The organism is Aeromonas sp. HMWF014 (genome assembly GCF_963878295.1).
GTDB lineage: Bacteria > Pseudomonadota > Gammaproteobacteria > Enterobacterales > Aeromonadaceae > Aeromonas > Aeromonas popoffii.
In genome coordinates, this window is the sequence record NZ_CAWNYS010000250.1 from 1 (window position 1) to 14,280 (window position 14,280).

The 14,280-nt window shown below is 50.7% G+C and carries 10 protein-coding genes and 2 pseudogenes; all 12 read left to right on the forward strand.

From position 1 onward, the window contains the following. Nucleotides 1-159: 159 nt before the first annotated feature. Nucleotides 160-1,197 (forward strand): polysaccharide biosynthesis protein, encoded by a 1,038-nt coding sequence (locus AAC083_RS10110; RefSeq protein WP_108535435.1) that lies wholly within the window; start codon nt 160-162, stop codon nt 1,195-1,197. Between the two features lie 2 nt (nt 1,198-1,199). Further along, entirely contained in the window at nt 1,200-2,087 is an 888-nt protein-coding gene (locus AAC083_RS10115; protein WP_108535436.1) for a dTDP-4-dehydrorhamnose reductase family protein, read from the forward strand. Then, nucleotides 2,069-3,202 (forward strand): non-hydrolyzing UDP-N-acetylglucosamine 2-epimerase, encoded by a 1,134-nt coding sequence (gene wecB, locus AAC083_RS10120; protein ID WP_108535437.1) that lies wholly within the window; start codon nt 2,069-2,071, stop codon nt 3,200-3,202. The genes AAC083_RS10115 and wecB overlap by 19 nt, the downstream gene beginning before the upstream one ends. Then, on the forward strand, nt 3,199-4,413 hold the full coding sequence (locus tag AAC083_RS10125; RefSeq protein WP_108535438.1) for a glycosyltransferase family 4 protein: 1,215 nt from the start codon (nt 3,199-3,201) through the stop codon (nt 4,411-4,413). The genes wecB and AAC083_RS10125 overlap by 4 nt, the downstream gene beginning before the upstream one ends. After that, nucleotides 4,410-5,375 (forward strand): UDP-glucose 4-epimerase family protein, encoded by a 966-nt coding sequence (locus tag AAC083_RS10130; protein ID WP_108535439.1) that lies wholly within the window; start codon nt 4,410-4,412, stop codon nt 5,373-5,375. Before AAC083_RS10125 ends, AAC083_RS10130 begins: the two co-directional genes overlap by 4 nt. Continuing rightward, entirely contained in the window at nt 5,369-5,920 is a 552-nt protein-coding gene (locus AAC083_RS10135; protein ID WP_108535440.1) for a sugar transferase, read from the forward strand. Before AAC083_RS10130 ends, AAC083_RS10135 begins: the two co-directional genes overlap by 7 nt. 94 nt (nt 5,921-6,014) lie before the next feature. After that, nucleotides 6,015-7,976, forward strand: coding sequence for a polysaccharide biosynthesis protein (locus AAC083_RS10140; protein ID WP_108535441.1), 1,962 nt, complete (start codon nt 6,015-6,017; stop codon nt 7,974-7,976). Between the two features lie 118 nt (nt 7,977-8,094). Then, a pseudogene (locus AAC083_RS23010) lies at nt 8,095-8,232 on the forward strand (dTDP-4-dehydrorhamnose 3,5-epimerase family protein); the annotation flags it as partial. 19 nt (nt 8,233-8,251) lie between these two features. Beyond that, nucleotides 8,252-9,334 carry an LPS O-antigen chain length determinant protein WzzB gene (locus AAC083_RS10145; RefSeq protein WP_258224559.1) on the forward strand — a complete coding sequence of 361 codons (1,083 nt, stop codon included), beginning with the start codon at nt 8,252-8,254 and terminating at the stop codon, nt 9,332-9,334. A 125-nt stretch (nt 9,335-9,459) separates the two neighbouring features. Beyond that, on the forward strand, nt 9,460-11,151 hold the full coding sequence (locus AAC083_RS10150; RefSeq protein WP_258224560.1) for a PglL family O-oligosaccharyltransferase: 1,692 nt from the start codon (nt 9,460-9,462) through the stop codon (nt 11,149-11,151). A gap of 153 nt (nt 11,152-11,304) precedes the next feature. Further along, entirely contained in the window at nt 11,305-11,958 is a 654-nt protein-coding gene (locus tag AAC083_RS10155; RefSeq protein ID WP_108535443.1) for a YceH family protein, read from the forward strand. A gap of 213 nt (nt 11,959-12,171) precedes the next feature. Then, nucleotides 12,172-14,280, forward strand: a pseudogene (locus AAC083_RS10160) (DEAD/DEAH box helicase); the annotation flags it as partial.

Here is a 14,280-nt window from a genome sequence, read left to right on the forward strand (position 1 = left end):
TTTCTTGAATTATCAAGATGCAACAAAATGGGCAGATGAAATGGAATTTGTTGTTGGGCAGCAAACAGTATTTAATTTTGCTCCTCTGTCATTTGCGCAGTGTGCAACTTGGAAAGATTTTTTTGATTTTATTTAAATTTTAATGGTGTTGAGGTTGGTATGTTTAACAATAAAGTGCTTTTGATCACTGGCGGCACAGGCTCTTTCGGTAATGCTGTGCTACGTCGTTTTTTAAATACCGATATTAAAGAGATCCGCATCTTCTCCCGTGATGAGAAGAAACAGGACGATATGCGTAAATTCTTTAAGTCGGACAAACTTAAATTTTATATCGGTGATGTACGCGATTACCAGAGCGTGACCAATGCCATGCGTGGGGTGGATTATGTTTACCACGCGGCAGCGTTAAAGCAGGTGCCATCTTGTGAGTTCTATCCACTGGAAGCGGTAAAAACTAACGTGCTGGGTACTGAGAATGTGCTGGAAGCTGCCATCAGTCACGGGGTCGAGCGGGTGGTGTGCTTGAGTACCGATAAAGCGGTTTACCCGATCAATGCCATGGGAATTTCCAAGGCGATGATGGAAAAGGTAATTGTTGCCAAGAGTCGTAACCTGGAACACACCAATACCACCATTTGCTGCACCCGTTATGGCAACGTGATGGCCTCGCGCGGTTCGGTGATCCCGCTATTTATTCGCCAGGTTGTTAATGGCGATGCCATTACCATTACCGACCCGGTGATGACCCGTTTTATGATGACCCTCGATGATGCGGTCGATCTGGTATTGCATGCCTTTGAGCATGGCAAGAATGGCGATATTTTTGTTCAAAAAGCGCCAGCCGCCACTATTGATGTATTGGTAAAAGCCTTGTTGGAGATCCTGAATAAACCAGAGCACCCAGTTAATGTGATTGGTACACGCCACGGCGAGAAGCAGTTTGAAGCACTCTGTAGCCGTGAAGAGATGTTTGTCGCACAGGAGCAGGGACAATACTTCAGAGTGCCTGCCGATAACCGTGATCTTAATTACTCCAAATATTTTGAAGAGGGTGAGCAAGATCTGTCGCAGATTGAAGATTACAACTCTCATAACACCGAGCGCCTCGATGTGGCCGGGATGAAGCAATTGTTGCGCAAGCTCGATTTCATTCGTGAAATCGAAGCCGGTAATCTAATCGTGCCGGAAGGGGTATAACGGTGAATGTGTTAATCTTGGGTGCCACCGGCATGTTGGGTTACAGCCTGTTTAGCAATTTGGCTGACAACTCAGCATTAAACGTCACGGGCACAGTGCGCAGCTTAACCGGCAAGGCGGCTTTTTTTGCGCAGTACCAAAAGCACCTGTTGCAAGGTATTGATGTTACCGATATCGCCAGCCTTGAACAGGCGATTGTCACTACCAAGCCAGAGGTGGTGATCAATTGTATTGGCTTGATTAAGCAGCACGATATTGCCAAGCAGCATGTGGCAGCGATTGAAATCAATGCCCTATTGCCACATCAGTTGGCTACTCTGTGCGACCAATATGGTTCACGGTTGATCCATTTTTCGACCGATTGTGTGTTTGATGGCAAACAAGGCATGTATCAGGAAGCTGATTTGCCCACCGCGACTGATCTCTATGGTAAATCCAAATGCTTGGGTGAAGTTAACTATGGCCGCCACTTAACCTTGCGTACCTCGATCATTGGTCATGAGCTGGATTCCGCCGTGAGCCTGGTTGATTGGTTTTTAAGCCAATGTGGTGCGGTGAAGGGTTTTTCTAAGGCGGTATTTTCTGGTTTGCCGACTTGTTATATTGCCAAGCTGTTGGCCGACAACATTCTGAACAAGCCTGACCTCTGCGGTTTGTATCATCTGTCGGTAGAACCGATTGATAAGCACAGTTTGATCTCATTGGTGGCCGAAATTTATGGCAAGGGTATTGAGATTAATGAGTCAACTCAACTGGTGATCGACCGTTCGCTCGATTCTAGCCGCTTGCGCCAAGCGCTGGATTTGACTGTGCCCAGTTGGCGTGAGTTGATTGAATTTATGCATAACGATTATTTGACAAGGTATGTGCCATGCAAAAACTCAAAGTGATGACCATCGTTGGTACGCGCCCAGAAATTATTCGGCTGTCGCGTACTATCGCCAAGTTGGACGAATTTTGTGACCACACCTTGGTTCATACCGGTCAAAATTACGATTATGAGCTCAATCAAATATTTTTTGATGACTTGGGTATTCGTGCGCCAGATGTGTTTTTAGAGTGTGCCGGTGGCAGTGCTGCTGAAACTATGGCGCAAGTGATCAGCAAGTCAGATAAGGTGTTTGCCGAGTTAAAGCCGGATGCGCTCCTTATTCTGGGGGATACCAACAGTGCCTTGGCGGCCATTTCTGCCAAGCGTAAAAAAATCCCGATTTTCCATATGGAGGCGGGTAATCGTTGCTTTGATTTACGTGTACCAGAAGAGATCAACCGTAAAATTGTGGATCATATTTCTGATGTGAATATGCCCTATAGCGATATTGCGCGCGAATATCTGTTAAACGAAGGGATTAAACCTGATCTTATCGTTAAAACCGGTAGCCCGATGGACGAGGTGCTAGCTTTTTATCAGGACAAAATTCACGCTGCTGATGTGGTATCGCGGCTGTCACTGACTAAGGAAGAATACTTTTTGGTGAGTGTGCACCGTGAAGAGAATGTGGATTCAGATAAAAATATTCACAGTTATGTGAGGGTATTAAACGAGCTTGCAGAAAAATATCAGTATCCGATTATTGTTTCGACCCATCCGCGTACCCGCAAAAAAATTGAAGCATTGAATTTAACTTTCCACCCTTTAGTAAATTTGTTAAAGCCACTTGGTTTTAGTGATTATGTGCGCCTGCAAATGGATGCCAAGGTAGTACTAAGCGATAGCGGTACCATTACGGAAGAGTCATCCATCTTGAACTTCCCTGCCGTCAATATTCGGGAAGCACAAGAGCGCCCAGAAGGGTTTGAAGAAGGGGCGGTGATGTTCACCGGCATGAGTGTTGAACGGATCCTGCAAGCGATTGAAGTTTTGGAGCAGCAACCGCGTGGTGCAACGCGTTTGATCAATAAGGTACAAGATTACATTGCTCCGAATGTATCAGACAAAGTGCTGCGCACCATTTTAAGCTACACAGATTATGTTAATCGAGTTGTGTGGAGAAAGTCGCTGTGAAGATCGCCCTGTTCCCTGATGATTATTTACCTAATAGCACTTTAGTGCATGCCAAAATGTTCCATGAACTGGCATTAGAGCTTAAAAGGCTTGGCCATGAGCCGGTGATAATTACACCCAGCTATGGCAAACAAACTAAACGTCTTCAGGTCGATTATATAGATGGTGTAGAAATATGGCGTTTTCGTAACCCGCCTATGCGGGGGCAGGGCAAGGTTAAAAGAGTGATAAGTGAATCATTGCTATCTCTCAATGCTTTTTTAGCAATTAAAAATGCAAAGGATATATCTTCATTCGAACTATGTGTTAATTATTCGCCAACTATTTTTTTTGGCCCACTAATGCATTGGTTTAAACGTAAAGCGAAAACATTCAATTATTTAGTGTTGCGGGACATGTTCCCGCAATGGGTAATAGATGAAGGGCTCATTTCAGCATATTCTCCAGTTGCCGCATATTTTAGATTTTTTGAATGGCTAAATTATAAATCGTCAGATTGTATTGGGGTGATGTCTGTAGCGAATTTGAAATACTTCTCTACATCGCATCCAATCTACAATAATAAATTGGAAGTGTTGATGAATTGGGCAGATATAAACCCAATCGGTTACTCAAATAAACTCATAGATATAAGAAAACAATATGGTTTAGATGATAAAGTCATTTATTTTTATGGCGGAAATATCGGTCATGCTCAAGATATGCGTAATTTAATTCGTTTAGTAAGAGGTATGACATCATACCCTAAAGCACATTTCCTTTTTATAGGCCAAGGAGATGAGTTTGACCTCATCAAGCAGACTATCTCTGTTGAAAATCTTCATAACTTGACCTTGCTCCCATCAATTAGTCAGGCCGCATATAAAGAGGTTTTGACACAAGTCGATGTTGGTCTATTTTCATTGGCTAAAACACACAAAGCACATAATTTCCCTGGTAAATTGTTGGGATATATGGTTCAGTCTTTACCGATTCTTGGTAGCGTCAACCCAGGTAATGATTTAATTGAATTTATCAATGCTGAAGGTGCTGGGCTTGCTTATATTAATGGTGAGGACGAAAAATTAATGGACGCAGCTTTGATCTTTTTACAAGATAAAAAAATGCGTTCTGAAATGGGTGAGCGTGCCTACGAAGTTCTTAAAGTAAACTTCTCAGTGGAAGTTGCCGCTCAGCGAATTCTTTATACGTTTGCAAGAGCAAAAAAATGAAAGTGTTAATAACAGGAGCCACCGGTTTTGTCGGTAGCGAAGTTTTAAAAGTAGTAATGCAGCAGTTAGATACTGCTGTTTGTACTTATGGTAGCAGGCCTCCGGCTAGTTTTCCCGTTGATAATACACCGGTTTGTACTCATGTGATCGGGCGTATTGGAGCTCTTACCGACTATTCACATGCATTATTCGATGTTGATGTAGTGATCCATTGTGCTGCGCAGGCGCATGTGATGAATAGTTCAACAGATAGTAGCAATGATATTTATCATGATGTAAATGTTGAAGGGACACTTAATTTGGCGAGACAGGCCATTTCTGCTAATGTTAAGCGCTTTATTTTTATTAGCTCGATCAAGGTTAACGGCGAATCAACCAATTATGTGAAGTCTTTTAGCCAGGCCTCTACTCCCTCGCCAGAAGATGCATATGGTCGTTCAAAGCAAGCCGCAGAAGATGGTTTACGAACATCGGTAGCTAATTCTGGTATGGAGTTGGTTATTATTCGCCCGCCATTAGTATATGGGCGGGGAGTAAAAGGTAATTTTTGTTCATTGCTTAAAATTGCTAAAAGGAATCTTCCGTTGCCTCTGGGGGCGATTCATAACCAACGTAGCATGGTTGCATTAGATAATTTAGTCGATCTTATTATTACCTGTGTCACTCATCCTCATGCTGCTAATCAGACTTTTTTGGTAAGCGATGATGAGGATATTTCCACAACGCAGTTACTTGAGATGATAATTCGGGCGGCGGGTAAATCGCCCCGTTTGTTGCCAGTACCGATGAGTTGGTTACGACTGGCAGGCAAGTTAACGGGCAAGCAAGCTGTGATTGAACGGCTGTGTGGTAATCTGCAGGTTGATATTGTTCACACCAAAGCAACATTGGGTTGGCAACCACCGATATCTGTGGAGGAAGGGATTAAATGCTGTTTTATTGAGGATAAAGAAGGATGTTAATTCGAACGCTTGATTTCTGTGCTGCTTTTTTGGGGTTGTTATTTCTTTGGCCTATTTTGTTGGTCGTAACTTTGATCGGCTTATTTGATACCGGTTCGCCAATTTTTGTGCAAGAGCGGGTCGGGCGTTACAAAAAGCCATTTACGCTAATTAAGTTTCGGACCATGTCGGTCGATACCAAGTCGGTTGCCAGCCACCTCGCCAGCTCAACATCCATTACTAAGTTCGGTAGTTTCTTGCGTAAAACCAAGATTGATGAGTTGCCACAGCTGATCAACGTATTAAAAGGCGAGATGAGTTTGGTTGGGCCTCGACCTAATCTTTTCAATCAAGAAGAACTGATTGTTGAGCGTGATGCACTGGGGATATATAATGTATTGCCAGGGATTACCGGACTTGCGCAAGTTCAGAATATTGATATGTCTACGCCTAAGTTGCTGGCCAAAACAGATCGTGAGATGATTGATAACTTGACGCTGGCTAATTATATTCGTTATATCGTTATGACTGCTACAGGCAGTGGTAAGGGAGATGCAGTGAAATAAAAATAACTATATCAATTTTATGAAATATGTTATTTGATCAATGTCAGTGATGAGCCAGTATTTCATTGTTATATTTTTATCATGGAGTGGGATAATGTTGACATTATTTTTGGGCATTCCACGCTTATATAAGCGAGTAATCAGTGTTCTCGCTGATGCAGTCTTGCTATCGCTGGCTTTTTGGGGCGGTTTTTGGGTCCGACTTGATGATGCCATGCCGCTCAAAAGTGTTCTGCACTGGCAAGCCTTAGTGTTATTGGTGCCAATGAGCATCATTGTTTTTATGAGGTTGGGCCTATATCGAGCTGTGTTACGATATGTTGGATTTAAAGTATTGTGGACGGTTGCACTGGGTGTCTTCATCTCGACGATGCTATTAGTTATGCTTGGTTTCTTTTTCACTATGCCTCTTCCAAGAACTGTTCCCATTATTTACTTTGCATTTGCAATTCTGCTGATTGGAGGAACTAGGCTATTTTTTAGAATGTTAGTCAATCGTGGGAAAAAAACACGTATACCCGTACTGATATATGGTGCTGGTTCTTCAGGGCGTCAATTACAGCAGGCTCTGAACCAAGGGCAAGAATTTTTCACGGTAGCATTTGTCGATGATGCCAAAAGCTTGGTTAAAACCACTATTCAGGGGATCAATGTTTATTCTCCTGACATGATTGCTGATCTGATTGAGCGCTTTGATATTCAGAAAGTATTGCTGGCAATTCCCAGCGCATCTCGCTCGGTACGTCAAGAAGTTATTCGTCGTCTGGAACCTTTTCCCTGTGAAGTGCTCTCAATTCCTGGTATGGCCGATCTTGTTGATGGAAAGGCATTGATCGATGAATTAAAAGAAGTTTCCATTGAAGATCTGCTGGGCAGGGATCCAGTTGTCCCCATGCCAGAGCTGATGAATGCTAATATAACCGGCAAGCGAGTTATGGTAACCGGGGCAGGTGGATCTATTGGCTCTGAATTATGCCGCCAGATTATCTGTTGCAAGCCGAGTAAGCTGATTTTGTTCGAGATTTCGGAATATGCCTTGTATGCCATTGATAAAGAGCTTAATGATCTTTGCTTGCATGAAAATATAGAGCTTGAAATAGTACCTCTGTTGGGCTCAGTACAGCGTCAAAATCGCTTGGGCGCTATAATGAGAAATTTTCAGGTTCAAACTATCTATCATGCTGCGGCCTATAAGCATGTGCCATTGGTGGAATATAATGTTGTCGAAGGGGTTCGAAACAACATATTTGGCACTCTCTATAGTGCTCAGGCAGCAATCGGAGCGGGAGTTGAGACCTTTGTTCTGATTTCGACAGATAAGGCTGTTCGACCAACGAACACCATGGGGGCGACTAAACGATTAGCCGAACTGGCACTACAAGCCTTGGCTTCTGCTCAAACCCAGACTCGTTTTTGCATGGTTCGTTTTGGTAATGTATTGGGTTCTTCCGGTTCGGTTGTTCCTCTGTTCCGCAAACAGATTAGAGCGGGCGGCCCTCTTACAGTGACCCACCCTGATATCATTCGCTATTTTATGACTATTCCAGAAGCCTCTCAGTTAGTGATCCAAGCCGGAGCTATGGGATGCGGCGGCGATGTCTTCGTGCTAGATATGGGACAACCAGTGAAGATTATAGAGTTGGCACACAGGATGATTCGCTTAAGTGGTTTATCTCTAAAAAATGAGCAGCATCCTACTGGAGATATTGAGGTGAAAATCACGGGATTACGGCCCGGTGAAAAACTCTTTGAAGAACTTCTCATTGGTGAAAATGTCTCGGGCACCCATCACCCGAGAATAATGAAAGCAAATGAGAATATGATGCCTTGGTCTGAACTTCGAGTCCTGCTTACCAAAATAGATGCTGCTTGCTATCAGTTTGATCATGAGCAGCTCCGCCATTTATTATTGGAAGCACCAGTGGCATTCACACCAACAGATGGCATTTGTGATTTAGTATGGAAAGCCAAAACTGAGTTAGGGCCAGACTTGTCAACCCCCACCATAACCGATATCAATTTTTTGAATACGGAAACTCACTCCCCGATACATTGATATGAAAGCCTACCACTTTGAGTGGAAATTTTATTATAAATAATAATGGTTTTTATCGCTATCGCCGTCAATATTACTGGTGCTTTATATTACTGGTGCTTTATAAAAATGCACCAACCTTTACAGCCCGGAATTTGAACGAGCTATTCATTGGGCTGATCCCACGCTGGCTATTACCTGGCCTCTTTTGGAAAATATGCTCCCGATTTTGTCCGACAAAGATCGCCAAGCGCCTTTTATTACTTCTCTGAGCTGAAAAGGAACCAAGTGTCGTTATGACCAATAAAGAGATAACTACAAAAATGGATGCCCAGTTACCACAAGGTTGGCAGGCCGCCTCTGATGAGATCGATCTGCGTGAGTTGGTGCTGGTGCTGTGGCGTCAGAAAATATTGATCCTACTAGTCACTTGCGTGTTTGCCATTTCTGGGGTGAGTTATGCGTTATGGGCTCCTCAAATCTGGGTCAGTCAGGCCGAGATTAGGCAGCCTACCCTCAAGGAAGTGGAGTCGCTCGAGCTCAATATTAACCAGTTGATAAATACGCAAGTGCCAGCAGAGGCCTTTGCGGCCTTTGACAAAAAGACGCTGTACAATGATTTTGTTAATAGCTTTAACAGTTTCAATAACAAACATCAGTTTTTAGTTGAAAAAGGCTATCTCGATGCCGAGGTGGTTCAGGCTGAGGCAACGGATGAGCGCGGCAAGCGGCTACTACTTAGAAAGATGAGCGAAGGAATAAGCGCCAGGGTACTGGACAAGCAGAGTGAGAATGTCACTCTCTCCTTCGCTGCTCATACGGCAGCCGAAGCCAAACTGCGCCTGGAGCAATACATAGCCTTTATCCAGCAGCAAGAGTCTGCGGCCAAGAGCAAGGAACTCGACACCATCTGGCAGAACCGCATCAAGACGTTGCAGACCCAGTTTGAGAGTGCCAGAGCCGACACCCTCAAGCGGTTACAAGATGACATATTGCGTACCGAGTACGGCCTGCGTATTACGCAGGCTGCGGGGATCGACGCACCGGTGCAGAATCTACAGGACCAGGGCAGCCTGGCTATCGACCTCGGTGCCCGCGCCTTGGCTGAGAAATTAAACATCCTTAAGGAAATCAAGAACCCAGAATTCATGAATCCGGGTATTGGCGACCTGCGCCTGCAACTGAACAGCCTCAAAGACATCAAGCTTGAGGCACTGCCGTTCCAGTCCTTCGCTTACCTGGCCTCGCCGAGTGAACCCCTGAGCCGCGACAAGCCCAAACGTCCTCTCATCGTGGTGTTGGCCACCCTGTTTGGCGGTATGCTGGGGGTTGGTATTGTGCTGGTACGGCATGCTTTCCGTCGGCCAGAACAGGCATAATGTTTACCAAGTAAATAACAGGGGGCTTTGCCCCCTTTCTTTTTTTGGGGGGTGTTGGTGACAGTGTTCAAGAGCATGAAAGCAAGGGGTCAGGGCTGATGAGGGCGACAACAAGGATCTTTGGCATGGTCAGCGTGCTTTATTGGCTGCTGGCCATGCATTTCTTCATGCACAACCCCGGTGGGGCCGGGCTCTATTTGCCATTCAATGCCTGGGGCTGGATCTTCGCCAGCCTCGTCATTGGCCTGGGGTTGTGGCAGGTGACGCTGCAACAGCGGCTGGTGTTCTCGCCATTGCAGGCCTGGTTGTGGCTCGGTGGAGGCTTGCTGTTGCTACCGATGGCCTATCCCGGCTTCGAGCTCAAGGACTATGCCATTCCCCGGCTGCTGGGGCTGTTTGCCGGTCTGCTGTTTCTGTTTTGTCTGTACCAATGGCAGCTGGCTCGTCAGGCCCGTGACAAGCTGCTCTATCTGTTGTTGGGGGCTGTGGCCATCGAGGCGCTGCTGGGCTTGGTGCAGTACTACCTGCTGACACCCGGCAACTGGCTCGGTTATGACACCCTTGCCAATCGCCCTTACGGTATTTTTCAGCAGCCCAATGTGATGGCGACCTTTATGGCGACCGGACTTGCTCTTGCCATCTGGCTGGAGCTACGCGGCAATGCCAATGCCTGGCTACGAGGGCTGCGTTATGGGGTGATCCTGGCGGCCAGCCTGTTGCTGGTGGTGTTGCAATCCCGGGTGGGGCAACTGGGTGGCTTGCTGGCCCTGATCCTGCTCGCACCGCAGTTGCGTCATCAGCATCAACTGGCCCGTATGCTTGGCCTGGTTGCGCTCGGCATTGTGCTGGGGCTGGTGTCACAATACGGCATCAGTGGCGTCAAGCGCGGGCTTGAGGTGTATCAATCCGGTGGCATGCGCTCCATATATTGGCCTTATGCCGCCAGGTTGATTGCGCAATCCCCCTTGGCTGGCTGGGGCTACGGCAGCTTTGAGACCACCTTCTTGCATCATTACATGGCCGACAAGGCGCTGAACCCGGCCATGGTGCAGATTGAATATAACCTCGATCACCCCCACAACGAGTTTCTCTACTGGGCGGTGGAAGGGGGGCTGGCCCCCATGATTGGCATGGTGCTGATGGTGGGCGCCCTGCTATGGCGGCTGAGTCGGGCCGGTTGGGTCAAGGGGGCGGCGCTGCTGGCGCTGGTGACCCCCATACTGCTGCACACCCAGACCGAGTATCCGCTCTATCATGCCATTGCCCTGTGGTGGGCCCTGCTGCTGCTGATCCATGTGCTGGATGCGGAGGTGGAGGAGGGACTGCAAGCCTCGGACCGTGCCAGCTGGCGCGAGTATGTCTATCGCCCTTGGCTGTTGCTGCGTTTCGTGGCCATCACCATTCCTCTGCTGGTCGTGCCCTTCATGCTCACCGCCATTCATACTGCCTGGGTGGTGACCAAGTATGAGCGTGGTGGCTACAAGGAGCCGATCCTGTTGCTCGACATCGTCAATCCCATGGCCTGGTTGACCCGGGTGGAGTTTGACGTGAACTCGGTGCGACTCATGGTGGGCTTGCAGGCCGATAACAAGGGGGAGCTTGAAGCCTATCTCGACTGGGGCCAGGCCTTTGTGCGTCACACGCCCAGAGCCAATATTTACGCGAACATGGTGATCGCGCTCGGTGCGCTGGGGCGCCAAGAGGAGGCGCAGGTACTGCGCGCGCAGGCCCTGATGCTCTATCCGGGGGATCCCTTGCTAACCGGCTCGGCCGCCACATCCGTGGCCACGGCGCTGGAGCGCAAGCCCTCCTCCTGATGTTGGGGGACGGTGCAACGCAGGGCGGCCAGGTTGGGTGATGTTTCATCAACCGCCTCACCGCTTCGCAAAAATGGTTGCCTCTGCTGGACGGCCCGGGCGTCATGGCTAAGATAGTGGCCTCAACATCTTGTTTTAGAAAGGGAGTATGAAATGGAGTTAGTGCTAGGCCCATTGGAAGCCCGAGTGATCGGTGCTCTGATCGAGAAAGAGATCTGCACGCCGGATCAATACCCCCTCTCCCTCAATGCCCTGGTCAATGCCTGCAACCAGAAGAGCAACCGCGAGCCGGTCCTGGAGCTCTGTGAGCTGGATATCCGCGCCGTGGTGGATGAGCTGATCCGCAAGCGTCTGGTGGTCAACACCGCCGGTTTCAATGCCCGGGTGCCCCGTTACCAGCATCGCTTCTGCAATACCGAGTTCGGCACCCTCAAATTCAGCGCGCAGGAGCTCGGTATCGTCTGCGAGCTGCTGCTGCGCGGCCCGCAGACACCCGGTGAGTTGCGCTCTCGCACCAACCGCCTGTGCAGCTTCGATGATGTCACTCAGGTGGATGCGGCGCTGGCTGCCCTGATTGAGCAGGGGCCCTATGTGGTCAAGTTGCCCCGCGAACCGGGCAAGCGTGAATCTCGCTATGCCCACCTGTTCAGTGGCGAGGTGGATCTGCAGGCGCTGGCCGAGGCATCCCCTGCCAGCAGCTATGCCTCCCCGGCGGTGGACAGATTGAGCGCGCTGGAGGCGGAGGTCGAAACCCTCAAGGCCCAGTTACAGGCGCTGGAAGCCCGTCTGGCGCAGCTGGAAGGCTGACACGTCGGCACGTTTCCCCCTAAAGAGGCGCTGAGGCGCCTTTTTTATTGCCATTTCGCCGAGGTTTCCGCCTCTTGCCATCCCTTGGCGCTCAGCCCTGAGCGCTGCGTTCTATGAGCCAGTCGGCTTTTTTTGAGTTATTTCACGGTTAAGGGTCGAGCCGCCGCCGCTTTCCCGTTAAAATTCCGCTTTTGCACCTGCCCGTGAGTCTTGATGTCTGCGTTCACCCTCTCTTCCGATTGTTATGCCCTGCTCAGTGAGCTGCAGTTGCAGCGCACCGCCAGTACCCGCTATTTGCAAGAACAACTGCAAGCACAGCAGCCGATCGGGCGGGCTTTGACCGACAAGCTGAGCCAGTTGCAGTTGCAGGGGCTGGTGCGGCTGCGCGGGGAGCAGCAGTGGAGTCTGACGGCAGAGGGAACCCTGGCGCTGATCCTGGCGGTGCGCTCGGGAGCCTGCCCCATGCCGAACTGGGCACGGGTGCCCTCGGTGACCGGTCAGGAGATGGCCCAGGCGCTGGTACGCGAGCTCTGCCTTGGGGAGGCGGGTCAGGTGCCGACCTACTACCTCGCGGCCGATCTGCTGAGCCTGCTCGACGTGCCCGAGGCCCATCGCCTGCTGCCGGGCTCCAGCCCGCAATGGCAGCAACTGATGCTGATGCACTTCTCCCTGCAAACCTTGCTCGATGCTGAACCGGGCGAGCAGTGGCCGCTGACATCGGTCGCCTGCGCCTGTGCCCCCGAGCTGACCCGCGTGAGTGAAGGGTTCGCATCGGAGTGGCAATGGCTCTGTGGCGACCTTGCCGGTGAGGTAACCACTCACTGGCCCGCCTTACAGCAGTTGGCGGAGCAGGGGGCAGAACAACCCCTTGCCGAGCGGCTGCTCGGTGCTCTGGGGCAGTGGCAGGCGCAAGGCGATCAGGGCCAGTGGCCACTGATGTTCGGCGGCTTGCTCTGGCTCGGCTGGTTGCAACAAGCCGACCCCGTGATTGCCAGCGAGCAGCGCAAAAAATGGCAGCGCAGCCTGGGCAACCAGTTTCCGCTGCTGGCGGATCTGCTGGGCCAGTGGGCCGGCGATCGCCACGGCCAGGCGGTCGGTCTGTTCGATACCCTGCAACTGCCGCTGGAGGAGTTGCACTGGGGGTACCTCTGGCTCGATCTCTGCGCCCTTGCTCGGCACGGTGAGCAGAGCCCCCAGGTTGCCATCCTGCACAAGTGGGATCTCTCCCACGTGCTGGAGGCCGATCCCCATCACAGGCTGATGGCCTTCTGTCAGGATCTGCTGCGGCTCTTGCTGGGGCTGGGGGCGCAGCGTGCACCGCTGCAACAGCTGCGTGCCGCCAACGGGGAGGAAGAGACAGACGAACAGGACGGGGAGGACAAAACACCCGCCTCTGCCAGCTGGCTCAACTGGTTGCAGGGGTTGGGACGCTCCAGCGGCGTGCGCAAGGCGCAGGAGCGGCTGGTCTGGCTGCTGCATGCCGAAGGGCCCGAGCTGGAGTGCAAGATCCAGAAGCAGAGCACCAAGGGGGAGTGGACCGCCGGCCGTCGGGTTGATCCTGCGCTGCTCTCCACCCAGTATGCCGCCCTGCTCGACGAAGAGGACTGGGCGCTGGTGCGCACCCTGCCCAGGGTCATGGGCCACTTGCCGCGAGATGCCTGGGTGCCGCTGGCCAATCATCCGCGTCTGTTCAATGCCAAGGGACAAAAGCTGCAATTGGCCATCAGTGCCCCCCTGCTGCAGCTTGTCACCCTTGAGCAAGGCATGGGCGCCGTGCTGAGCCCGGCCGCCGCCGCGCGCGGGGCCCATATACTGCCGCTGGCGCAGGACCTGTGGCAGCTTATCCTCACCCCCCAGGCGCTGCTCGATCGCCTGCCCGCGCTGGAATCCATTCCCCCCTTGTCGAAAGAGGGCGTAGGTGAGCTGCAGCGTACCCTGGATGCCATCCCGGATCTGCCCTGGCACAGCCAGGTGGCTGGCCTGACAGGCAATGCCGAACTGGCTCCCTGGCCCGGTGTTCCCTCGGTCCAGCTGGATTGGCAGGATGGCCAGCTGGCGGTCAGGCTGGTGACCCGCCAGGGCGAGTTGCCGCCACTGCCCCTTGGCAAGGGGGAGGCCATAGTACGGCAGGGGATCAAGGATTATCACTACTGGCAGCGGGACCTTGCCGCCGAGAAGGGGCAGGCCCAGCAGCTACGCCATTCATTGCCCATAGGGCTGCCCGGCAGTGAGTGGCTACTTCAGGGGGAGCAGGCGCTGGCACTGGTCAACGCCTTGCCCGAGCTGGTGGATGCCGGTGTGGTCATTCACTGGCATCAGGAC

Bases quoted from the DNA above. Each gene is read 5' to 3' on its own strand.
- AAC083_RS10110 (WP_108535435.1), top strand. From the start codon at position 160: ATGTTTAACAATAAAGTGCTTTTGATCACTGGCGGCACAGGCTCTTTC.
- wecB (WP_108535437.1), top strand. From the start codon at position 2,069: ATGCAAAAACTCAAAGTGATGACCATCGTTGGTACGCGCCCAGAAATT.
- AAC083_RS10130 (WP_108535439.1), top strand. From the start codon at position 4,410: ATGAAAGTGTTAATAACAGGAGCCACCGGTTTTGTCGGTAGCGAAGTT.
- AAC083_RS10135 (WP_108535440.1), top strand. From the start codon at position 5,369: ATGTTAATTCGAACGCTTGATTTCTGTGCTGCTTTTTTGGGGTTGTTA.
- AAC083_RS10140 (WP_108535441.1), top strand. From the start codon at position 6,015: ATGTTGACATTATTTTTGGGCATTCCACGCTTATATAAGCGAGTAATC.
- AAC083_RS10145 (WP_258224559.1), top strand. From the start codon at position 8,252: ATGACCAATAAAGAGATAACTACAAAAATGGATGCCCAGTTACCACAA.
- AAC083_RS10150 (WP_258224560.1), top strand. From the start codon at position 9,460: ATGGTCAGCGTGCTTTATTGGCTGCTGGCCATGCATTTCTTCATGCAC.
- AAC083_RS10155 (WP_108535443.1), top strand. From the start codon at position 11,305: ATGGAGTTAGTGCTAGGCCCATTGGAAGCCCGAGTGATCGGTGCTCTG.